This is a genomic window from Streptomyces cavernae (assembly GCF_004023625.1).
GTDB lineage: Bacteria > Actinomycetota > Actinomycetes > Streptomycetales > Streptomycetaceae > Streptomyces > Streptomyces cavernae.
On the sequence record NZ_RPDJ01000049.1, the window covers coordinates 41466 to 63815 of the forward strand.

General features: G+C 71.1%; 15 protein-coding genes and 1 other RNA gene. 9 read left to right on the forward strand and 7 right to left on the reverse strand.

The window, feature by feature from the left end; genetic code table 11:
• Window positions 1-2: 2 nt before the first annotated feature.
• The 5 genes from EF387_RS40630 to EF387_RS40650 all read right to left on the reverse strand — a co-directional run bounded on the left by EF387_RS40630 (window position 3) and on the right by EF387_RS40650 (window position 9954).
• Window positions 3-2228 carry a bifunctional glycosyltransferase/CDP-glycerol:glycerophosphate glycerophosphotransferase gene (locus tag EF387_RS40630; RefSeq protein WP_128381626.1) on the reverse strand — a complete coding sequence of 742 codons (2226 nt, stop codon included), beginning with the start codon at window positions 2226-2228 and terminating at the stop codon, window positions 3-5.
• Window positions 2229-2377: 149 nt separating this feature from the next.
• A complete protein-coding gene (locus EF387_RS40635; RefSeq protein ID WP_128381627.1) occupies window positions 2378-3298 on the reverse strand; it encodes a carbohydrate ABC transporter permease in 921 nt (306 codons plus the stop codon).
• Window positions 3295-4665 (reverse strand): carbohydrate ABC transporter permease, encoded by a 1371-nt coding sequence (locus tag EF387_RS40640; RefSeq protein ID WP_202918529.1) that lies wholly within the window; start codon window positions 4663-4665, stop codon window positions 3295-3297. Before EF387_RS40640 ends, EF387_RS40635 begins: the two co-directional genes overlap by 4 nt.
• A 6-nt stretch (window positions 4666-4671) precedes the next feature.
• The gene (locus tag EF387_RS40645; RefSeq protein ID WP_128381648.1) at window positions 4672-6108 is read right to left on the reverse strand and encodes an ABC transporter substrate-binding protein; all 1437 of its coding nucleotides are present in this window, start codon (window positions 6106-6108) and stop codon (window positions 4672-4674) included.
• Window positions 6109-6315: 207 nt separating this feature from the next.
• Window positions 6316-9954, reverse strand: a complete 3639-nt coding sequence (locus EF387_RS40650) for an FHA domain-containing protein (protein WP_128381629.1) — start codon at window positions 9952-9954, stop codon at window positions 6316-6318.
• A gap of 472 nt (window positions 9955-10426) precedes the next feature.
• On the opposite strand from EF387_RS40650, the gene EF387_RS40655 reads away from it, so the two are divergent.
• The 4 genes from EF387_RS40655 (at window position 10427) to EF387_RS40670 (ending at window position 16356) form a co-directional block, all read left to right on the forward strand.
• Entirely contained in the window at window positions 10427-12226 is a 1800-nt protein-coding gene (locus EF387_RS40655) for a serine/threonine-protein kinase (RefSeq protein ID WP_128381630.1), read from the forward strand.
• A gap of 412 nt (window positions 12227-12638) precedes the next feature.
• A complete protein-coding gene (locus tag EF387_RS40660; protein ID WP_128381631.1) occupies window positions 12639-13943 on the forward strand; it encodes a serine/threonine-protein kinase in 1305 nt (434 codons plus the stop codon).
• A 398-nt stretch (window positions 13944-14341) separates the two neighbouring features.
• The gene (gene prfB, locus EF387_RS40665) at window positions 14342-15448 is read left to right on the forward strand and encodes a peptide chain release factor 2 (RefSeq protein WP_128381632.1); all 1107 of its coding nucleotides are present in this window, start codon (window positions 14342-14344) and stop codon (window positions 15446-15448) included.
• 290 nt (window positions 15449-15738) lie between these two features.
• Window positions 15739-16356 carry a hypothetical protein gene (locus tag EF387_RS40670; protein WP_128381633.1) on the forward strand — a complete coding sequence of 206 codons (618 nt, stop codon included), beginning with the start codon at window positions 15739-15741 and terminating at the stop codon, window positions 16354-16356.
• A gap of 86 nt (window positions 16357-16442) precedes the next feature.
• Here EF387_RS40670 and EF387_RS40675 read toward each other — a convergent pair whose 3' ends face one another.
• Complete coding sequence (locus EF387_RS40675; protein ID WP_128381634.1) at window positions 16443-16634, reverse strand: hypothetical protein; 192 nt, start codon at window positions 16632-16634, stop codon at window positions 16443-16445.
• Between the two features lie 249 nt (window positions 16635-16883).
• Between EF387_RS40675 and ftsE the strand changes: the two genes are divergently transcribed.
• The 5 genes from ftsE to ssrA all read left to right on the forward strand — a co-directional run bounded on the left by ftsE (window position 16884) and on the right by ssrA (window position 21033).
• Window positions 16884-17573 (forward strand): cell division ATP-binding protein FtsE, encoded by a 690-nt coding sequence (ftsE, locus tag EF387_RS40680; RefSeq protein WP_128381635.1) that lies wholly within the window; start codon window positions 16884-16886, stop codon window positions 17571-17573.
• A gap of 44 nt (window positions 17574-17617) precedes the next feature.
• On the forward strand, window positions 17618-18535 hold the full coding sequence (gene ftsX, locus EF387_RS40685; RefSeq protein WP_128381636.1) for a permease-like cell division protein FtsX: 918 nt from the start codon (window positions 17618-17620) through the stop codon (window positions 18533-18535).
• A 78-nt stretch (window positions 18536-18613) separates the two neighbouring features.
• On the forward strand, window positions 18614-19897 hold the full coding sequence (locus EF387_RS40690) for a S41 family peptidase (protein ID WP_128381637.1): 1284 nt from the start codon (window positions 18614-18616) through the stop codon (window positions 19895-19897).
• 72 nt (window positions 19898-19969) lie between these two features.
• Window positions 19970-20449, forward strand: a complete 480-nt coding sequence (smpB, locus tag EF387_RS40695; RefSeq protein ID WP_128381638.1) for an SsrA-binding protein SmpB — start codon at window positions 19970-19972, stop codon at window positions 20447-20449.
• 180 nt (window positions 20450-20629) lie between these two features.
• Window positions 20630-21033: a transfer-messenger RNA gene (gene ssrA, locus EF387_RS40700) on the forward strand.
• A 196-nt stretch (window positions 21034-21229) separates the two neighbouring features.
• Here the strand turns inward: ssrA and EF387_RS40705 are convergent.
• Window positions 21230-22147 carry a hypothetical protein gene (locus EF387_RS40705; RefSeq protein ID WP_202918530.1) on the reverse strand — a complete coding sequence of 306 codons (918 nt, stop codon included), beginning with the start codon at window positions 22145-22147 and terminating at the stop codon, window positions 21230-21232.
• Window positions 22148-22350 lie beyond the last annotated feature (203 nt).

The window sequence follows — 22350 nt, forward strand, 5'->3', positions numbered from 1 at the left end:
TCCTACGGTGTGCACCAGCGGGCGCTCACGCTCGTCAGGGGTGTGGTCGCCGGCTCCGCCGCCGGCGCCGGACGGCGTTCGGCGAGCGGCACGACCGACGGCAGAGCCGCCGTCCCGCCCAGGACGCGGCGTACGACACGCTCGGCGGCGCGCCCGTCGTCGTACGGGCAGAAGCGCTCCCGGAACGTGGCCCGCAGCCGCGCGGAGCGCGCGTCGTGCCAGTGGCCGGTGGCGAAGACGTCGATCAGTTCGTCCTCGCCGTTGGCGACTGCGCCCGGCGGGAACTCCCGTACGTCGACATACAGGCCGTGGACCGCCTCGTACGCCTCCCAGTCCCCGGTCTCGATGACGATCGGCCGGTCGAGTCCCGCGTAGTCGAACATCAGCGGCGAGTGGTCCGTGAGCAGCGCGTCCGCGGCGAGACAGAGCGAGGCGACGTGCGGATGGCCCGAGACGTCGATGACCCTCGGGTGCCGCCAGGCGGGCACGGGCGGTGCGTAGCGGGTTCGGGCCAGCACTACGAACCTTGGGCCGAGGCGGCGGGCCACCCGGTCCAGGTCGAGCATCGGGCGCTGGGCGCGGCGGTAGCCGCGGTCGGCGGGCGCGTACAGCAGTGCCACCGCGCCCTCGGGGATGCCGAGGCAGTCCCTGAGCCGGGCCACGTCCGCCTCCCCCGCCCGCTGGAGACGGTCGTTGCGCGGGCTGCCGTACTCCAGGGTCGTGTAACGGGACGGGAAGACCCGCTCCTGCACGAGGGTGGCGTGGCGGTTGCCCGACAGGCAGTAGTCCCACTGGTCGGCGTCGCGCAGCAGCGCTGCGAAGTCCGTGTCGCGCGCGGTGGCCGGGTGCTCCCTCAGATCGAGGCCGATGTGGTCCAGCGGGGTGCCCCGCTGGGCCCGGACGACGATCTGGCCGGGCCGTTTGACCAGTCGGGGATCGAGGTCGACGTCGCTGACCAGGTACATGGAGCGGGCCAGCGCCGTCCAGTACGCCGCCGTACCGGGCCGCAGTCTTCTGGTCGCCGTCGGCACCGTGTGGTGGTGGCGGTCGTCGGCGATCCATGCCGTGCGGATGTGCGGTGCGAGGTCGCGGAACGCGGACTCCAGCGCGCCGGGGTCACCGTCGTAGCCGCCGGCGGAGGTGAAGACGGCGAGGTCGGCCCGCAGCGGGAGACGCCGCTGGAGGCCGTAGTGCGCCCGCAGGGCCGTGGTGCGGGTGTGCCGGAGCGCCGCACGCAGGGACCGGGTCAGACGTCCGCGCAGGCGCAGTGCGGCGCACAGGGTGCGGTAGGTGCGGTGGGCGCCCAGCCGGACCATGGCGTGCCGCAGCCGGGTACGCGGCTGGACCGGGGCGCCGGGCGCGCGGTGCAGCAGACAGGCGGCGCGGGCGCGGCGCAGGAACTCGGCGCGGGAGCCGCGCGGCAGCCGGTCCCCGGTGAAGACGGCACTGAAGTCGTCGGCCATCCGGCGGTACAGCGGGGGGCGCCACTGCCTGAGTTCGGGTCGCGCGTCGACGTATGCGAACAGTCGTTCGTATTGATGGAGGATGTCGAAGTGCTGGAGAGAGGTGGTGCCGAGGACGCTGCCCTGACGTCGTCGCCGGTGCTGAACGCAAGAACGATCCAGCGTTGCGATCGTCTCTGCGGCCATGAGAACGGGATAGGTCCACGGGATGTCCTCGTAGTGCCCGGTGGGGAAGCGGAAACCCTCCCGCTCGATGAACTCCCGGCTGAACGCCTTGTTCCACACGAACGCGGGCGCCGACAGCAGACCGGGCCGGTCGGACGGCCGGAACGGGGCCGGGCCCGCCTCGGTGAGCAGCCCGGTGTCCTCGTCGCGGACGGCGGTGGCCCACCAGTCGACGCGCAGATGGCCGTAGACCAGGACGTCCGGCTCCGAGGTCTCCTTCAGTCGGTCCGCGATCGCCCCGAGCGCGCCGGGGACGAGCGTGTCGTCGGCGTCGAGGAAGACGACGTAGTCGCCGCCCGCGTGCGCCAGGCCGGTGTTCCGGGCGGGGCCCGGGCCCTGGTTGGCGCTGTGGCGCAGCACCCGCACCCGTGGGTCGCGGGCCGCGCACTCCTCGAGCAACGTGCCGCAGGAGTCCGGTGAACAGTCGTCGACGGCGAGCAACTCGAGGTCCCCGCAGGATTGTTGGAGTACGGAGTCCAGACAGGCGGGCAGGAACGCCTGTGCCTGGTACACGGGGACGATGACACTGAACCGGGGCACGGGACATCCATGGGTCGGTGCGGGCGCTGGGCGTACTGCCCGCCCGAACGGCCGATGGAGTGACCCGGTTACGTCGGGTGCGGCCGAACGGGCGAATCCCCGGCGCACCGGAGTGGGCCGGGGATCCGCGAACGGCCTTGCGGGACCGCCTACTTCACCGCTCCCGCCATCACCCCCGACACGAACTGCCGCTGGAACGCGAAGAACACGGCCAGCGGGATCACCATCGAGATGAACGCGCCGGGCGCCAGCACGTCGACGTTGTTGCCGAACTGCCGTACCTGGGTCTGCAGCGCGACCGTGATCGGCTGGCTGTCCGCGTTGGTGAAGATCAGCGCGACCAGCATGTCGTTCCACACCCACAGGAACTGGAAGATGCCCAGTGAGGCGATGGCCGGACCGCCGAGCGGCATGACCACCCGTGCGAACAGCCGGAGTTCGCCCGCGCCGTCCAGCCGGGCCGCCTCCAGGAGTTCACGCGGGATCTCCGCGAAGAAGTTCCTGAGCAGGAAGATGGCGAAGGGCAGCCCGAAGCCCGTGTGGAACAGGATCACCCCGAAGATGGAGCCGAACAGGCCGAGTTCCCCGAAGAGTTCGGCGATCGGGATCAGCGCCACCTGCACCGGCACCACGAGCAGCCCCACCACGCCGAGGAACCACCAGTCGCGGCCGGGGAACTCCATCCACGCGAAGGCGTAGCCCGCGAGGGAGCCGATCACCACCACGAGGAGCGTCGCCGGGACCGTGATCAGCACCGTGTTCACCAGCGAGCCGGTGATGGCGTCGTTCTCCAGGAGCTTCTGGTAGCTGTCGAAGGTCAGTTGCGAGGGTTTGCTGAAGACCTGCCACCAGCCGCTCGCGCCCATCTCCTCGGGGGTGCGCAGCGAGGAGAGCAGTAGACCGAGCGTGGGCACCAGCCAGAACAGGCCGACCACGATCAGGAACACCCGCATCACACCGCCGCTGACCCGGCTAGCGAGCCGTGAGCCCAGCGACTGCCTGGCCTTGCCCGAACTGACGGCCGGAGTGGACGCCGCCGTCCCGGTGAGCTTGCCGGCATGCGTCGTCATCGCCGCGCCTCCCGCCTCAGCCGACGGATGTTGAACAGCATCATCGGGATGACGAGCAGCAGCAGGAACACCGCGATCGCGCTGGCGATGCCCGGCTGGTCCTCCGAGAAGCCCTTGCGGAACAGCTCCAGGGCCAGCACGTTGGCGTCGTCCTGGGAGGAGCCCGGCGGGATGATGAGGATCAGGTCGAAGATCTTCAGCACATTGATCATCAGCGTGACCAGGACGACCGCGAGGACCGGCGCCAGCAGCGGCACCGTGACCCTGCGGAACACCTGCCACTCGGTCGCGCCGTCCACCCGGGCCGCCTCGAGGAGTTCCCGAGGCATACCCGCGAGCCCCGCCGCGATCAGCACCATCGCGAAGCCGGCCCACATCCAGACGTACGCCCCGATGACCGCCGGAGTGATCAGCGACGGGCCCAGCCAGTCGACCCCGTTGTAGGGCTCCCGGAAGTTGCTCGCGGGCAGCCGGAGTTGGGCGCCGTCGGCCTTGTCGGAGAGGGTGAACGTGCCGTCGCCGCCCACCTTCGCGGAGTCGACGACCCGGCCGTCCTTGACCGCCTCGACCTTCATGCCCGGGTAGCCGAGTTCGCCCGCGTCGACACCGCCCAGCTTGCCCACGCCCTTGCCACGCGTGAAGTCCTGCCAGGCCGTGCCGGTGACCTTGCCGGGCTCGGACGGCGGTGCCTTGGCGTCCTTCGCCCCGGAGGGCATCTGGTCCGGTGCGACGCCCACCAGCGGGAGCAGCACCGGCTGCCCGGCCCGCACCGGCTCCTTGGTGATGAACGCGCCCTTCGCGCCGCTGTCGCCCTTCAGCGGCGACTCCCGACCGGGGTGCGCGTTCGGGAACGCCGACGACTCGGCGAAGGTGTCGTGCACCCCCACCCACACCGCGTTGGCGACCCCCTTGTCCGGGTCCTGGTCGTACACCAGCCGGAAGATGATCCCCGCCGCCAGCATCGAGATCGCCATCGGCATGAAGACGACCAGCTTGAACGCCGTTCCCCAGCGCACCCGTTCGGTGAGCACCGCGAAGACCAGACCGAGCGCGGTCGCGACCGTCGGCGCGAACACCACCCAGATCACGTTGTTCTTCAGCGCGGTCCGGATGCCGTCGTCCGTGAACAGCGCCTTGTAGTTGTCGATGCCGGCGAAGGAGTCGCCGGACTGGTTGAGGAAGCTGCGCAGGACCGAGTACCCGATCGGGTAGACCACGAGCGCGCCCAGCAGCACCAGCGTGGGCAGCAGGAACAGCGCTGCCACGGTCTTTCGGGTGCCGGTCACGCTCTTGCGTTTGGCTCCGTCGCCCTGTTCGCCAGACGCGGGCGGAGCCGGAGCGACTCCGCCCGCCGCGGCCGACGCCATGACGGATCAGTTCCCGTACGCCTTGGCCGCGTCGGCCTCCAGTTTCGCCTGGGTGCCCCCGACGTCCTTCGGGTTCTTCAGGAAGTCCTGCAGCGCCTTCCACTCGCCCTTGCCCGGCGTGCCACCGTAGGCCTGCGGCGCCTGGTCGGACATGTCGAAGCGGAAGTCGTCACCGGCCGCGACGAGCGCCTCGGCCATCTTGCGCTGCACCTCGTTCGGATACACCGACGGGTCCACGTTCTTGTTCGGCGAGAGGTAACCGCCGAGCTTCGCCTGGACGGTCGCCGCGTCGGGCGAGGCCAGGAAGGTGGCGAGGGCCTGGGCCGCCTCGGAGTCCTTCAGGATGACGGCCGCGTCGCCGCCGCTGACCACGGGCGCGGTGTCGCCCACGGCCGGGAACGGGAACACCTTGGCGTCCGTGCCCACCTTGGCCTCGGTGTCCGCGATGTTGACCTGCACGAAGTCGCCCTCGAAGACCATGCCCGCCTTCGGCTGGTCGCCGCCGGTGAAGGTCTGGGTGACCGACGTGGGGAACTCCGTCTGCAGCGCGCCGTCGGCACCGCCCGCGACGAAGCCCTTCTTGCCCCACAGCTCACCGAGGGTCGTCAGCGCCTCCTTGACGCTGGGGTCCGTCCACTTGATCTCGTGCTCGGCGAGCTGGTCGTACTTCTCGGGGCCCGCCTGGGAGAGGTAGACGTTCTCGAACCAGTCCGTCAGCGTCCAGCCGTCCGCGCCGCCCACCGACAGCGGGGTGACACCGGAGTCGTAGATCGTCTGGGCGGCGGTGGTGAACTCCTGCCAGGTCTTGGGCTCGCTCGCCCCGGCGTTCTCGAAGACCTTCGCGTTGTACCAGACCAGGGACTTGTTGGCGGCCTTGTAGTAGACGCCGTACTGGGTGCCGTCGACCTTCCCGAGGTCCTGCCAGCCCTGCGAGTAGTTCTTGGCGAGCTGCGCCTGGGCCTCCTTGCCGATCGGTTTGGCCCATTTCTTGTCCACGGCCTGCTTGATCGCGCCGACCTGCGGCAGCATCACCACGTCCGGTGGCTGGCCACCCGCCACCTTCGACCCGATGAAGTTGATGATCGGATCCTGGGCCGGTACGAACGTGACCTTGGCGCCCGTGCGCTTCTCGAACTCCTCCAGCACCTTCTTGAAGTTCTCCTGCTCGGGGCCGGTCCACACGGCGGCGACCTCGAGGCTGGAGCCGTTCAGTTTGGGGAGGGCGAGGGTGGCGGCGGTCTCTTTCGCGCCGTCGTTCTCCTTGCCGCTGCCCTTGCCGTCGTCCCCGCCGCCGCACGCGGTGAGCGACAGGGCGAGTGTTCCCGCGGCGAGCGCGGCTGCGGCCCTTGATGTCTTCCTGCTTGTCGCGCTGGTCCTGCTTGCACCGCTTGCGCTTTTCGTCCTTCTTGCGATGCCTTTGCGAATATTGCTGGTGCTGCGCATCATTGCCCCGTTCTTTCCTACCCGATCGAACGTCACGAGCGCTGTCCCGTCCGACTGGTCTACGCCCGGCCTGTGGGGGCGGCAAGAGCGCCTGCCCTGTCAACTGGGCGATCGTGACGGCGTTGTGACGTGGAATCGGGTGGCAGGGGCGGTTCCGGGGTCTGTTCCGGGACGGTCCCGGAGCTGTTCCGGGACTGTTCCGGGGCTCTAGAGGAGCGACGGAACCTCCGTCGCGGAGACGGAGCGGGCGGCGCGCTCCAGCGCGCTGGCCAGGAGCGCCAAGTCCGTGGGCCCGTTGCCCAGTTCCCGGACCGACCGACGGGCCGGCGGATCACCCATGCGCTCCCACTCCAGCGGCACCACCGTCGGCCGCAGCGTCGCCGTACGGGGGATACGCCCCGTGACCCGCCCACCCTGGAAGGGCGTGACCCGCCCGTCCCCGTGCGCCAGCCGGCCCCGCCCGGCCGCCGGCTCCTCCGGACCCGTCGCCACCGCGTCCAGCACGACCCGCAGCGGGGCCCGCCGCGCCAACTCCGTCTCGGCGGTACGACCCCCCTCCCCGGTCGCCGCCACCAGGTGCACCCCGAGCCGTTCCCCGTCGCGGGCCACCGCCTCCAGCGCCCGGACGACGGAACCGGCGGCGGGCCGCCCGGGAGAGCCCAGCGCCGGAGACAGCAGCGCGTCGAGGTCGTCGACCAGCACCACCAGCCGCGCCAACGGCGGCCCCGGTTCCGTGCGGTCCCGTGCGCCGGGCGGTCGCAGCCGCAGGGTGGAGCTGGACGGGGTGTCGAGGTCCCCGCCGGACCGCTGGCCCACGAGCCGTCCGGAGACCTGGCGCTGTGCGTGCCACTCGGTGAAGTCGAGTCGCCCGAGCAGTTCGGCCCGCCGCTTCAGCTCGGCCGACAGGGACTGGGCGAACTCCCGCATGCGTACCGGGTCGTTCGCACCGAGATGGGTGGTGACGTGCGGCAGGTCGGTACAGACCCGCAGGCCGTCACCCCGCGAGGCGGACCCGCCGGCCGTCGCACCGTCGCGGCCGTCCATGAGAACCATTCCGAGCCGGTCGGGCCGCTCCGCCGAGGCGAGCGATGCGGCGACGGAACGCAGCAGCTCCGTACGGCCGCTGCCCGCCGGCCCTTCGATCAGCAGATGCGGCCCCTCGGTGACGAGGTCCGCGCAGACCGGGCCGCGCGGTCCGGCGCCGAGGACGGCCCAGGCCCGTCCGCCGAGCGCGTCGGTGTCGTCCGCCGCGTCCGCCCAACGAGCCATCAGCGAGGCGGGCGTGGCGCGGGCGAGGCCCAACTCGTCGAGCAGCCGCGCCGACTGCGGCAGCGGAGTGGACACGCGGGCGAGCTGGTCGCCGGTGCCGTCCGTGCGCAGCGGGGCCAGCGCCCGGGCGAAACGCTCGGCCCACGCGGCCGACACCGCGTCCACCGCGGCGACGGTGCCGTGCCCGGCGGGGCCGCCCTGCGCGACCCGCACCAGCCGGAGCGCGGTGGCGACATCGCCGCTGAGCAGCGCGACGGCCCCGCAGGCCCGGAACGCGGGCACCGCCGCGCAGGCCGCCTCGTACGTCTCGGCCACCGGCGACGCGGGCGACGCGGCCGGGGTCTCGGCGAGGCACACGACGTGGATCCCGGCCCGCGGTCCCTCGGTGGTCAGCCGTGCCACGGCCTCCCGCAGATCGGCGGCACCGGGGTCGCCGTCGACGACGACCACGACGAACGGTCCGCCGTGCGCGCCTTGTTCGGCCGTGTCGTCGCGGGCCCAGGAGGGCTGGTGGGCGGCGCCGCCGCGGCCGGATCCCGCTCCGCCGGCGGCCGGGTCGGCGGCGGGCGGGCGGAGCACACCGATGTGCGTGGAGGCGGCGTCGTCGGCGACGGCACCGGACCGCCGCGGGACGGAGGAGTGGGAGGCGGAGGCGTGGGTGGCTGACGGGTGGGAGGTGGACGGGTGGGTGTCCGACGGCGGGGCGGTGGGGCCGTGGCCGTCGGTGCGGTCCGGGCTCGTGGCCGTGCCGGCCGGCCCGCCGCCGTCGGACCCGTGCGGGCCCCCCGCGGCAAGGCTCGCACGGGCGGATGCCGTAGTGCGGGGCGTGATGTCGTCCAGGCGGCGCAGCAGTTCCTCCGTGCGTGCCGTGGCCTGCTCGCGGTCGTAGGCGAGCAGGAGACGGCAGTCCTGGCCGTGGGCCGGACGGAGGTGGGGGAGCCAGCCCAGCCAGGACCACTCGGCCGTGCGCTCCGCCAGGGTGCGCGAGCGGTCCGTGCTGAGCAGGACTATCTCCAGGGTGTCCGGGGAGTGCAGCGCGGCGAGCTGGGCCAGGACGGCACGGGCGAGCCCGGGGAGCCGTACGCGCGGGCCCGCGATACCGAGAGCGCCCACCTCCCGCAGCCCCGCCGTCACCGGCACCGCCGGCAGCAGCCCCGAGCCGTCGGGCACCGGCCGGTCGGCGGTGCCCAGCCGCACCACGAGCGCCTCCGGATCCCCCGGCCCGCGCTCCCACAGCCGCGGCCCCGGGCCCAGCGCGGTGAGCAGCAGCGCGGCGGGATCGGGCCACCGCTCGGGCGCCGGATCGGCCGCCGCCACGGGCTCGTGGAGGGCCGGGGCGCCCTCGTCATACGCGTCATACGCGTCGTACGGGGCGTGGTTGTCGTCCGCCGCCCCGCGTCCGCCCCCGGCAAGTCTTCGGGCCCACGCGGTGAACCCCCGCTTGCGCAGTTCGCGCGGCACCGCGGTGCCTCCGGGCGCTGTCCCCTTGCGTGCGGACCGGGGTGGAGCCCCGTGCCCGGTCGCGGGCTCCGGCGCCCCGCCCCGCTCCGGCGCCGCGCGCGGAGTCCCGGGCCCGTGGCCGCGCACCTCGGACGCTCCCCCCGCGGCACCCCATCCGGCGGTCCCGAAGCCGTGGTGCGTCTCTTCGGGCGGGTGCACCGGTGCTCGGCGGGCCGTGGCGGCCCCTTCGCCGACGGCATCCGCTCCCTGCGCGTACGGCACGCCGCGCGCCTCGGACGGGTCCTCGCCGGGAGCCCCCACCGACGGGCCACCGGCCTCCTCGCGCGCGTGGGGGCCCTCCTCGCCCCGCTCCGCCCGGCCCTGGACGTCGACGGCCCGCGATCCCCGCAGTCCGCGCGAGTCCTCGGCCGGCGCCGCGGGGCCGGGGCGCGCCGGGGACATGCCGTGGGGCAGGCTGTCGGCCGCCCGCAGCACCCGTACGCACCCCTCGCCGTCCGGCGCGGTGGCGAGCGGCTCCGTCTCGTCCGCCGCGGCCAGCCGCAGCGCAGACTCGCCGATCCGCAGCAGCGACCCCGGCGGGAAACGCACCGCGCGCCCGTCCACCGCCCTGCCGTTGAGCGACGTGCCGTTCGTGGAGCCCAGGTCCGCGACCGTGACCCGGCCGTCGTCCGAGAGGGTCACCGCGCAGTGCAGACGGGAGACGTCCGGATCGTCCAGCGGGACGTCCGCGTCGGCCGAACGGCCCACGCGGATCTCGCCGCCGTGCAGCAGATGCACCCCGCCCGCGTCCGGTCCCGCCACGACGTGGAGCTGGACCGCCGCGCCGTCCTCATCGGGACCCGGCTCCGCCGGGGCACCGAGGTGCAGCACCGCGCCGTCGGTCAGCGGGGGCTCGCCCAGCGTGGCGCGCTGTGCGTCCAGGCGCTCCACGCCCGCGTACAGCACCGCGGCCGGGCCGTCGCCCCCGGCGACCGCCGAGACCAGGGCGGAGGCCACTGCCGCGAGCGCCGTCCCGGCGGGGGCGGTGACCAGTACGTCGCGGCGCACGTCGCCGGACGCGGCGCGTCCCTCGGAGCGCGTCCCCAACGGGTCAACCACGGTCAGCCGGATCTGCATCGCCGCCGGCGGTCCCTTCTGCGCGGGCGCCCGGCACGGGGCTCCCCCTGCGGTCCCCCACCGCAGATTCCCCCACCGCACCACGGGCGACATCGGCCAGTACTGAAGGCATCCTCGCACCTGCCACTGACAATCAAGTGACAATCAGGCACCAAGTGATCTTGATTGGTCGGCTCTGCCCGCAAAAGTGCCTGTCGGGTGCCCGCTTGAGATCAGTCACGCCAACGTCCGGGCAACCAGGAGGCCCGGGCCGGCGTCTTCCTTCGAACAGATGTGGAGCGCAACCCGATGCGTCCGTCGAACGCCCTTGGGGGCGCATACGTACTCGGATTGCGTAAGCGTGAACGGGAACACCCACGACGGTCCCCGAGGAGGCGGACCGTCCGCCCTTCGGCGGCGCGGCACTACAGTGGGTCGGAACACCCCAAAGCGGGGGTGGGACCAGGTAAGCAAGCAACAGGGAGCGCATGACGTGCGGCCGGTAGGGAGCAAGTACCTCCTGGAGGAGCCCCTCGGGCGCGGCGCTACGGGCACCGTCTGGCGCGCCCGCCAGCGGGAGGCCGCGGGAGCGGAGGCGGCCGTCCAGGGCCAGCCCGGCGAGACCGTGGCGATCAAGGTGCTCAGGGAGGAACTCGCCAGCGACGCGGACATCGTGATGCGGTTCCTCAGGGAACGCTCCGTCCTGCTCAGACTGACCCACCCGAACATCGTCCGGGTGCGGGACCTCGTCGTCGAGGGCGATCTGCTGGCCCTCGTCATGGACCTGATCGAAGGTCCCGACCTGCACCGCTACCTGCGTGACAACGGACCGTTCTCGCCGGTCGGCGCCGCACTGCTCACCGCGCAGGTCGCGGACGCGCTCGCGGCGAGCCACGCGGACGGCGTGGTGCACCGCGACCTGAAGCCCGCGAACGTCCTGCTGCAGCAGGCAGGCGGCCAGATGCACCCGATGCTCACCGACTTCGGCATCGCCCGCCTCGCCGACTCGCCCGGCCTCACCCGCACCCACGAGTTCGTCGGCACGCCCGCCTACGTGGCGCCGGAGTCCGCCGAGGGCCGTCCGCAGACCTCCGCCGTCGACGTCTACGGCGCCGGGATCATGCTGTACGAGCTGGTCACCGGCCGTCCGCCGTTCGGCGGGGGCTCCGCCCTCGAAGTCCTCCACCAGCACCTCAGCGCCGAACCGCGCCGCCCCTCCACCGTGCCCGACCCCCTGTGGACGGTCATCGAGCGCTGTCTGCGCAAGAACCCCCAGGAACGGCCCAGCGCCGAGAACCTCGCGCGCGGGCTGCGGGTCGTCGCCGAGGGCATCGGGGTGCACTCCAACTCCGCGCAGATCGCCGCGGCGGAAGGGGTCGGCGCGCTGCTCGCGCCCGACCCGGCGCCCGCCACGGTTCCCGGCATCGGCTCCGGCGAGGCGGACCCCACCCAGGTACTGCCGCACGGCGCGGGTGCGTACGACCCGAACGCCGCGACCAGCGTCATGCCGCACACCTCGGGTTCCGGCTCCAACGCCGCGGACCCCACCTCGGTACTGCCGCACCGCGGCGCGGCCGACCCGACCGCGGTGATGCCGGTGTCGGGGAACCAGCAGGGCGGGCCCGGCGGCGACCCCGAGGCCCCGCACCCCTGGCAGACCCAGCTGCGGGCGGCTCGGGACCGCAACGAACAGACCCAGGTGCAGCAGTACCTCGACCCGAGCGAGGACCCGCTGCGGCGCAGGCCCCAGCGGCAGGTCGCGCGCGGGCAGCAGGCTCCGCCCCAGCCGCAGCAGCGGCCCGGGCCCCAGCAGCCCTACGGGGGGCAGCCGCAGCCCCAGGGCTACGGCCAGCAGCCGGGTCCGCAGCAGTACGCGCCGCAGCAGCCGCCGCAGCCTCAGCCCCAGCCGCGGCAGCGGCCTCGGCAGCAGCCGCGGCCGCAACCCCAGCGGTACGCGCCGGAGCCGCCTCCGCAGCAGCCGACGCCGCGTCCCCAGCGGGAGCCCAGGCCGCAGCGCGAGCCCCGGCCGCCGCGGCAGCGCAGCGCCAACCCGATGAAGATCCCCGGGCTCGGCTGTCTGAAGGGGTGCCTGTTCACGATCATCATCCTGGTTCTGGCCGGGTGGATGATCTGGGAGTTCAGCCCACTGCAGGGGTGGATCGGGACCGGCAAGGGCTACTGGGAACAGCTGGCCTACTGGTTCGGCAAGGCGAGCCAGTGGGTCGAGGAGGTGTCCGGGGGCGGTGACGGGTCCGGGGGCGGCACCGGGACCGGGACCGGGACCGGGCAGTGATGCGCCGCGCAGCATGTGTGCGGGCCAGTGGTTTGTGCTGCGCGCAGTGCTGCGCTCAGTGATCTGTGCGCTGTGGTCTGTGCGCTGTCTGTGCGCTGTGATGTCTGCGCTGTGATGTCTGCGCTGTGATCTGTGCTGTGTTGTGTGCTTGCCGGTAGTGCGTGCCGCCGGTGATGTGTGCTGCCGATGATGTGTGCTGCGGGTACTGATCGTTTCGTGTTGTGCGCTCCGTGATGTGTGTGCGGGTACTGATGCGCTCCCCTGATGTGTCTGGTGGCACGTTTCATGGCTGGTTTCCGGCACATGAGTCTGGGGATTTGTCGACACCTGGTGGGTGATTTCCGTCTCCGAAGTGAAGGTTGGCTCTTCGGGCGCGTAGTTTTGGCGACAACACGCGTCCGTAGGAGCAGTCTTGGCACGGAAGATCGGAAGTCGGTACACCGCCAACCAGATCCTGGGGCGGGGAAGTGCCGGCACGGTGTGGCTGGGCGAGGGGCCGGACGGGCCCGTCGCCATCAAGCTGCTGCGCGAGGACCTCGCGTCCGACCAGGAACTCGTGGGCCGCTTCGTCCAGGAGCGGACGGCGCTGCTCGGGCTCGAACACCCGAACGTCGTGTCCGTGCGGGACCTGGTGGTGGACGGGAACGACCTCGCGCTCGTCATGGATCTCGTGCGCGGCACGGATCTGCGGACCCGGCTCGACCGGGAGCGGCGGCTCGCGCCCGAGGCGGCCGTCGCGATCGTCGCCGATGTGGCGGACGGACTGGCGGCGGCCCACGCGGCGGGGGTCGTGCACCGGGACGTCAAGCCGGAGAACGTCCTGCTGGACATGCAGGGGCCGCTCGGGCCGGGTGGGGCGCATCCGGCGCTGCTGACCGATTTCGGTGTGGCGAAGCTGATCGATTCGCCTCGGCGTACGAAGGCCACGAAGATCATCGGGACGCCGGACTATCTCGCGCCGGAGATCGTCGAGGGGTTGCCGCCGCGGGCCTCGGTGGACATCTACGCGCTGGCGACGGTGTTGTACGAGTTGCTGGCCGGGTTCACCCCGTTCGGGGGAGGGCACCCCGGCGCCGTGCTGCGACGGCACGTCACCGAGACGGTGGTGCCGCTGCCCGGGATTCCGGAAGAGCTGTGGCAACTCATAGTGCAGTGCCTGGCCAAGGCGCCGGCGTCGCGGCTGCGGGCGTCCGAGCTCGGGGCACGGCTGCGGGAGCAGTTGCCGGTGCTGGCCGGGATGCCGCCGTTGGACGTGGACGAGCCGGACGCGTCCTCGGAGGCGTCGGAGGCCTACGCGTCGGAGGACGCTGAGGCTGGGTTCGCCGGCCCTGGTAGGGGCGGTGGGGGCAGTCAGGCCGCCGGGGGTGCGCAGTCCGTGGTGCCGCGGGAGCGGGTGCGGCGCGGGGCCGTGCCGTTGGTGCCCGGGGCTCGGCCGGACTCCAATCGGGACACGCATACCAGCATGCGGGTGCCTGGGCCGGACGAGCTGGCGGGGGGTGCTCGGGGGACGGCCCGGGTGCCGCGTGCGGTGGGGGCGCCGCGGCCGGGGTCGGCCCGCAATCGCGCTGCCGCGGCTCGGCGACGGAGGGTCACTCTCGGGGTGGCCGGGGTGGCGGTGGCCGCGGTGGTGGGGGTCGGGGCGTGGTTGGCCACGTCCGGGGACGACTCGCAGGGGGCGCCGGGGGGTGTCGAGAGCTCGGCTCCGGCTCGTCCGTAAGAGGCCCGGCGGGGCGTGGGGCCGATTGCGTGTGGTGCCGGGGGTTGTCGCCGGTTGCGTCCGCGTGTGGTGCCGGGGCGTCGCCGGTTGCGCCTGCGGCCGGTTTCTGGGTCGGGGCCGCGCCGGACTCTCCGTCCTCGGTCTGGCGCGTTGGGTGTTTCACGTAGAGGTCTGACTGGTACGAGCGCCGGCCGCTGCGGGCGCGGAGTCCGGCGCGTCCCCTTCCGCCGTTTGCGGCTGCCGGGCTGTGGGGGTGCGCTTGCCAAGTCCGGCGCGTGCCCTTGTGTCGGTTTGCGGCTGTCATGGGGGGTGGGGGTAGCGCTGGGGAACAGTGCAGGTCAGGGGGGTGGGAGCGGCTCGGGCGGGGGGCGGTTGCCATAGCCGTTACGCTTGGTGTCGTGGCAGTCGTCGATGTATCCGAAGAGCTGAAGTCCCTCTCCTCGACCATGGAGTCGATCGAGGCCGTTCTGGACCTCGAGAAGATGAGGGCAGACATCGCCGTGCTCGAGGAGCAGGCGGCCGCGCCGTCCCTGTGGGACGACCCCGAGGCGGCGCAGAAGATCACCAGCAAGCTGTCCCACCTCCAGGCGGAGGTCCGCAAGGCCGAGGCGCTGCGCTCGCGGATCGACGACCTCGGTGTGCTCTTCGAGCTCGCCGAGGCAGAGGACGACCCCGACACCCGCGCCGAGGCCGAGACCGAGCTCGTCGACGTACGGAAGGCGTTGGACGAGATGGAGGTCAGGACGCTGCTGTCCGGGGAGTACGACTCCCGGGAGGCGCTCGTCAACATCCGGGCCGAGGCCGGTGGTGTCGACGCCGCCGACTTCGCCGAGAGGCTGCAGCGCATGTATCTGCGCTGGGCCGAGCAGCACGGCTACAAGACCGAGGTCTACGAGACGTCCTACGCGGAAGAGGCCGGGATCAAGTCCACGACCTTCGCCGTGCAGGTGCCCTATGCGTACGGGACCCTGTCCGTGGAGCAGGGCACCCACCGGCTCGTGCGGATCTCGCCCTTCGACAACCAGGGGCGGCGGCAGACGTCGTTCGCGGGTGTCGAGGTGCTGCCCGTCGTCGAGCAGTCGGACCATGTGGAGATCGACGAGTCCGAGCTGCGGATCGATGTGTACCGGTCGTCCGGACCCGGTGGGCAGGGTGTCAACACGACCGACTCCGCGGTGCGGATCACGCACCTCCCCACGGGCATCGTCGTCTCCTGCCAGAACGAGCGCTCCCAGATCCAGAACAAGGCGACGGCCATGAACGTGCTCCAGGCCAAGCTCCTCGAGCGGCGCCGGCAGGAGGAGCAGGCCAAGATGGACGCCCTCAAGGGCGACGGCGGCAACTCCTGGGGCAACCAGATGCGTTCGTATGTGCTGCACCCGTACCAGATGGTCAAGGACCTGCGGACCGAGTTCGAAGTCGGCAATCCCGAGGCCGTTTTCAACGGCGAGATCGACGGTTTCCTGGAGGCCGGAATTCGCTGGCGCAAGCAGCGGGAAAAGTAATCGTAGAGTTTTGTCGACATGGCAACTGTCGCCCGCGGGGCGGCAGTTGCCTTTGTTGTGAGGGCTTGCCCGGGTTTTACGTCACAGTCACATTGTTTTGTGAGATCAAATGCCGCTGTTGGGGACATCGCGCGCGCAACGACCTTGACGATGCTTTGAAAAGTGGGAAGTCTGAAGCGCGGCATGCGTATCTCCGGGGCGCATGTGAACCGGGGGCTCAGCCGGCCGTCCCGATGACGCGGCCCCGGGCGCTGCTCCGATGACGATGAGCTACTGGGGGTAGCAAACAGATGACCAAGAAGACGCGGATCCGGGTCGCGCGGATAGCTGCCGGTGCGGTGGTCGCCGCCGGTGCGTCGCTGACCGCCGCCGGCGCCGCCTCGGCCCTGGACATCGGTGTGGGTGGTGTGAGCGTCAGCGCCGACGCCGACAAGGACGGCCTGAACGTCGGCGTCGACGTCGCTCCGACGACCGAACCGGCGACCGACCCGGCGACGACCCCGCCGAGCACCGAGATCCCGTCCGCTCCGGCGACGCCTCCGACCAGCGAGGTGCCGTCCGACCCCACCACGGAGCCGGCCGAGCCGAGCGATGAGCCGACGGAGCCCACCGAGGTCCCGGCCGAGCCGAGCGAGGACCCGACCGAGACCAGCGGCACGGGCGGCGGCGACAACACCGACACGGACGGAGGCGGCTCGAAGCCCGTCGAGCAGGGGCAGGGCAAGGAGAGCCTCACCGGCACGGGCAACACCGGCACCTCCGCCCAGGGCAGCAACGACGGCGAGCTGGCCGAGACCGGTGCCGCACAGACCACGTTCCTGCTGATCGGCGCCGCGACCATGATCGCCGGTGGTATCGGCTTCCGCGTGCTGCCGCGTCTGATGGCCGGCAACCGCACCGCGGCCTGACCACCCGGCGCGACACGCACAAAGAACAGGCCCGGAGGCATCGCCTCCGGGCCCTTTCGCGCGCCCTGTGCCGCCCCTGGTGCCTCTCAGGCGGTCTGGTGGGCCAATAGGGCCACCGCCGCGATCAGGATCACGAGGAGCGCTATCAGTGCCATGGGATTCAGACCCGCGAAGGGGCTCTCCTGCTGCAGCCGCTCCCGGTTCGCCCGGCAGACCGGACAGCGGCCCTCACTCACGGGCGCCGCGCAGTTCGCGCACACCAACCGGTCGTACGTCATGCGCTCGCCCTCCTTGCACCGGTTACATGCAGTCAACGCTCACGGGAACGCGAACGTTCCCCTCCACTGTGCCAGGTTCCGCGGAATTCGGCGCGGCTCGCCTTATGCTGCCCAGTCCTGGCCGGATTGAGGCCTTCCGTTTAGTGACAAAAACGTGCAACCGGCGCGCAACCGCCACCGGCAACTGCGCTTGCGCACCCGGTTCGCGTATGGTCACGCTCACCTACCCCCGGCGACCCGTGGTGCACCGTGATCCGATTCGACAACGTCTCCAAGGTCTATCCCAAGCAGAACCGCCCCGCTCTCAGGGACGTCTCCCTGGAGGTCGAGCGCGGCGAGTTCGTCTTCCTCGTCGGGTCCTCCGGCTCCGGAAAGTCCACCTTCCTGCGGCTCATCCTCCGCGAGGAGCGGTGCAGCCAAGGCCAGGTGCACGTCCTGGGCAAGGACCTAGCACGTCTCTCCAACTGGAAGGTGCCGCAGATGCGCCGCCAGCTGGGGACGGTCTTCCAGGACTTCCGGCTGCTGCCGAACAAGACGGTCGGCGAGAACGTCGCGTTCGCCCAGGAGGTCATCGGCAAGTCGCGCGGCGAGATCCGCAAGTCCGTGCCCCAGGTGCTCGACCTGGTGGGCCTGGGCGGCAAGGAGGACCGCATGCCCGGCGAGCTCTCCGGTGGTGAACAGCAGCGCGTCGCCATCGCGCGCGCCTTCGTCAACCGCCCCAAGCTCCTCATCGCCGACGAGCCCACCGGCAACCTCGACCCGCAGACCTCGGTCGGCATCATGAAGCTGCTCGACCGCATCAACCGCACCGGTACGACTGTGGTGATGGCGACCCACGACCAGAACATCGTGGACCAGATGCGCAAACGCGTCATCGAGCTGGAGCAGGGCCGCCTCGTCCGTGACCAGGCGCGCGGCGTCTACGGCTACCAGCACTGATCCCTGATCCACGGATGTTCCACGGAAAGGCCTGAGAAGACGCCATGCGCGCTCAGTTCGTCCTGTCGGAGATCGGCGTCGGTCTCCGCCGCAACCTCACGATGACCTTCGCGGTCGTCGTCTCCGTAGCGATCTCACTGGCCCTGTTCGGCGGCTCCCTGCTGATGCGCGACCAGGTCAGCTCCATGAAGGGCTACTGGTACGACAAGGTCAACGTCTCCATCTTCCTCTGCAACAAGGCGGACGCGGAGTCGGACCCCAACTGCTCCAAGGGCGCGATCACCACGGAGCAGAAGGACCAGATCAAAGCCGATTTGGGCGAGATGTCGGTCGTCGAGAAGGTCAGTTACGAGTCCGCGGACCAGGCGTACAAGCACTACAAGGAGCAGTTCGGCGACTCACCGCTGGCCTCGTCGCTGACCCCGGACCAGATGCAGGAGTCGTACCGCGTCAAGCTCAAGGACCCGGAGAAGTACAAGGTCATCGCGACCGCGTTCGACGGCCGGGACGGGGTGCAGTCCGTACAGGACCAGAAGGGCACCCTGGACAACCTGTTCGGGCTGCTGAACGGCATGAGCGTGGCGGCGCTCTACCTGATGGCGCTGATGCTGATCGTCGCCCTCATGCTGATCGTCAACACCGTGCGTGTCTCGGCGTTCAGCCGTCGTCGTGAAACCGGGATCATGCGTCTGGTCGGCGCCTCCGGCTTCTACATCCAGGCGCCGTTCATCATGGAGGCCGCCGTCGCCGGACTGCTCGGCGGACTCGTCGCCTGCGGGATGCTCCTCGTGGGCCGCTTCTTCATCATCGACCACGGACTGGCGCTCTCCGAGAAGTTGAACCTCATCACATTCCTCGGCTGGGACGCCGTCCTCACCAAGCTGCCGCTGGTACTGGCGATCGGCCTGCTGATGCCCGCACTCGCAGCGTTCTTCGCGTTGCGCAAGTACCTCAAGGTGTGACGAGGCTCCCTTGCGATGGGTGGTGCCGTGCGGTTCAACCGACCGTACGGCGCCTGCCGTTGTCCTAGACTCACCGGCATGTCAGGTCGTGACCTGTTCACACAGCCCCGCCGCATCGGCCGCGGGGCCGTCCTGACATTGGTGTTCACGAGCGTCCTTGCCGCCGGCGCCGCGACCGGCTCGTTCGGTGAGCGGACCGGGGACCGGAGCCAGGAGGCCGCGCCCCGCTCCGGCACCGCGGGCCACCACGAGGACGCGGAAGCCACCGACACCGACGAGACTTCGGAGACCGGCGAGACCGGCGAGACCGGCGAGACCGGCGAGACCGGCGAGGCCGGCGAGGCCGGCGAGACCGGCGGCGCCGACGACGTCGACGAGGCCGCCACCGAGGCGATGGCCGACGGTAAGTCGCCCATGGAGGCCATGGAGCGTGCGGTGAGCCGCAGAGGGGACCGCTGGGCCGCCGTCTACTCCCCGGGCGAATACGAGGAGTTCGAGGACGCCCTCGACGGCGAGTACACCGGCGTCGGGCTACGGGCGCGCAGGCTCCGCGACGGCCACATCGAGGTGACCCGCGTCCAGAAGGGCTCGCCCGCCGCCGAGGCCGGCATCCGCAAGGGCGACCGGCTGCGCAGCATCGACGGCCGCAGCGTCGACGACACGCCCGTCACCGAGGTCGTCTCGTTACTGCGCGGCGACCCCACGGACGCGGCCGCCGGCACGACGGTCTCCCTGGGACTTCAGCGCGGCGACCGTACGTGGACCGAGACCCTGCGCCGGGCCAAACTCTCCACCCACCCGGTGACCGTCCGCAAAGCGGCCCGCGGTGTCGTCGTGATCAAGGTTTCCGCGTTCACCAAGGGCTCCGGCGACCTCGTGCGCTCCGCCGTCGACCGAGCCCCCCGGGACGCCGGCGTCATCCTCGACCTGCGGGGCAACTCCGGCGGCCTGGTCGCCGAGGCCGTCACCGCCGCCTCCGCCTTCCTCGACGGCGGCCTGGTCGCCACCTACGACGTACGCGGCGAGCAGCGCGCCCTGCACGCCGATCCGGGCGGCGACACCACAAGACCCCTGGTCGCGCTCGTCGACGGCGGCACGATGAGCGCGGCGGAACTGCTCACCGGCGCGCTCCAGGACCGCGGCCGCGCGGTCGTCGTTGGCTCCAGGACGTTCGGCAAGGGCTCGATCCAGATGCCGAGCCGGCTGCGCGACGGATCCGTCGCCGAACTGACGGTCGGGCACTACCGCACCCCCTCCGGGCGCGGCGTCGACGGGCGGGGCATCACCCCCGACCTGGAGGCAGACGAACGGGCGCTGCGGCAGGCCGAGAGCATCCTGAGCGGCCTCGGGGATTCCCCCTGATCCCGGGGGTCGGGGTTCCCTCGTAATGCGCTGGCCCCGCCGCCCCCCTGTAGTGCGAAAATGGACCGCACTATGGCTAAGGAAAAAGGGCGCAAGCTGATCGCGCAGAACAAGAAGGCGCGGCACGACTACCACATCCTCGACACCTACGAGGCCGGTCTCGTGCTCACCGGGACCGAGGTGAAGTCGCTGCGCCAGGGCAGGGCGTCGCTGGTCGACGGCTTCGTACAGCTCGACGGTAACGAGGCGTGGCTGTACAACGTGCACGTGCCGGAGTACAGCCAGGGCACCTGGACCAACCACAGCGCACGCCGCAAGCGGAAGCTGCTGCTGCACCGGGTGGAGATCGACAAGCTGGAGTCGAAGTCGCAGGAGACGGGTCACACGATCGTCCCCCTCGCGCTGTACTTCAAGGACGGCCGGGCCAAGGTCGAGATCGCGCTGGCCAAGGGCAAGAAGGAGTACGACAAGCGGCAGACTCTGCGGGAGAAGCAGGACCGGCGTGAGACCGACCGCGCGGTGGCGGCGGCGCGGCGCAAGCAGCGGGCCTGAGGCGGCGTGGTCCGCGCGGCCGCGTGGGAATGCTCCGGGGCGGGGTTGCGTTGACCACGGACGACGGCGGGGTGACCGCCGGGAATACGGTGGCATCGATGTGCGTTGGTCACGTACGATGGCTCACGCACCTCACAGCGGGTGCTAGCTCCTCCTCGGAGGACGTTGAAAAATCAACATGGGGATGATCGGTTTCGACAGCGGCTGTCGAAGCAGGGGAAGCGTGTCGAGGAAGCGGCCATGATCTCGTAAACCACAGGCCGAAAAAAATAATCGCCACTATCAAGAGCGATTCTCCCAAGGCGACGCAGTTCGCCCTCGCTGCCTGATCAGGTAGCTAGGCAACTGCCCCCTTACTAAGGGAGTGTCAGCCCGGGGCTGTTCCCGACCCGGATCCTGGCATCAGCTAGGGGACTAAACCTTGATCCCGGTCACGGGGTGAAGAGGGAAACCAAACAGTGACTGAGCCCGTCGGCGACTTGTTCGCGTGATCGCCGGGGCCGAGAAAAGCACAGCGAACTGCACACGGAGAAGCCCTGGTTCTTCACCGTTGGACGCGGGTTCGATTCCCGCCATCTCCACTCACCCTCTTGGGTACCCCATGTGGGCAAGGCCCCGTCGCTCTCAAGCGGCGGGGCCTTTGTTCTGGCGCACAGCCATGGACGAACTCCGTGCCGTCGAGGCCGCTGCCAGGCAGGCCGAGACCAGGCGGTGGTGACTGCGTGCCCTGGCGCTGGGAGCAGAACCCCACGAGCAGCATCGCCAGCCCAGCCCTGTGGCTCAGACGCGTTCGGGTACGCGGATCGAAGCGCGTACCTGAGCGGCCCGGGCGTGCAGTTCCGTGGGTTGCATCGGCGTCGGTGTTCGGAGCGCGCTGTCGCTGCCTCCGCGGCAGGCTCGGCATAGACCTCCTGGCAGGGCTTCCGGGCGGCCGGGTACACCGCAGTCGGTGCACTCCATGAGGGCGCGGGACGCGCGGGGCTCGGGAGCGGGGCGCTCAGGAGGCATCTTGTCGATGAGCCTGCGCCGGACGAACGCCCCTGGTGAGTACACCTGTTCGGGGAGGCCGGCGAGGAGGGCCTGGGCCAGGTGATCCGGTGTCGTCCCACGGGTCAGCCAGTCGGCGGCCAGTTGTTCCAGGGTGGCGCAGTCGGCTGGGGAGAGGGCCAGGCGCGGGTCCCGCAGGCCGAGTTGGGCGAGGGCGGTGTACGCGGGGGAGGGGCGGGCGCCCTCGGGTGCGTGTGGCGGTGCGGTCACGAGTGTTACGGCACCGGGGTCGGCTTCTGGCTCGGCAGTGCGCGGTGCTTCGGCGGGTGGCTGGGGTGTCGCGTCACCGTCGAGGAAGCGCGCCCACCATTCGCTGTCACGTGCGGTGCGGGACCAATAGGTGTGGAACACCCACCGCGTGCCGGTGCCGGTGCCGGTGCCGGTGCCGGGGTCGTCGCTCGGAGTGACGCGTCGGCGTACGCGGCGCAGGTGCCCGGCCCGGCCGAGTTCGTTGAGTGCGGAGCGGACTGCCTGCTGTCCGTAGAGGGGCTGGGTCTTGGCGATGGTCTTGGCGTCCATCGCGGCGTTTTCGCAGAGCCGGTCGAGCAGGCTCGCGAGGTACGCCTCGCGCGGCGGAAGGTGGTCGAAATCGCCGGGCCGGCGCGGTAGTTGCTCCGGGGCGGAGCGCTTGCCGTAGCCGGGCTTGGCCATGGGATGCGCTGCGGGCGCGGGCGCGGCAGCGCTAGAGTTTTCGTAAGCCACGAGATCGCCTACTTCGATCTTGGGGTGAGTAGCTGTTGTCGTTCCGAATCTGAGGGCGGTGTTTTCGCTGGTCAGGCATAGGGCCGGTGAATCGGTGGGAGTGGTGGCGTGTTGTGTCGTCGCTCCCCGGGAGGTTGCGGATGCCGTCGGTC

Coding starts and splice junctions, on each gene's coding strand:
- EF387_RS40635 (WP_128381627.1), bottom strand. CDS start 3,298: ATGACGACGCATGCCGGCAAGCTCACCGGGACGGCGGCGTCCACTCCG.
- EF387_RS40640 (WP_202918529.1), bottom strand. CDS start 4,665: ATGGCGTCGGCCGCGGCGGGCGGAGTCGCTCCGGCTCCGCCCGCGTCT.
- EF387_RS40645 (WP_128381648.1), bottom strand. CDS start 6,108: ATGCGCAGCACCAGCAATATTCGCAAAGGCATCGCAAGAAGGACGAAA.
- EF387_RS40650 (WP_128381629.1), bottom strand. CDS start 9,954: ATGCAGATCCGGCTGACCGTGGTTGACCCGTTGGGGACGCGCTCCGAG.
- EF387_RS40670 (WP_128381633.1), top strand. CDS start 15,739: ATGACCAAGAAGACGCGGATCCGGGTCGCGCGGATAGCTGCCGGTGCG.
- EF387_RS40675 (WP_128381634.1), bottom strand. CDS start 16,634: ATGACGTACGACCGGTTGGTGTGCGCGAACTGCGCGGCGCCCGTGAGT.
- ftsX (WP_128381636.1), top strand. CDS start 17,618: ATGCGCGCTCAGTTCGTCCTGTCGGAGATCGGCGTCGGTCTCCGCCGC.
- EF387_RS40690 (WP_128381637.1), top strand. CDS start 18,614: ATGTCAGGTCGTGACCTGTTCACACAGCCCCGCCGCATCGGCCGCGGG.
- smpB (WP_128381638.1), top strand. CDS start 19,970: ATGGCTAAGGAAAAAGGGCGCAAGCTGATCGCGCAGAACAAGAAGGCG.
- EF387_RS40705 (WP_202918530.1), bottom strand. CDS start 22,147: ATGGCCAAGCCCGGCTACGGCAAGCGCTCCGCCCCGGAGCAACTACCG.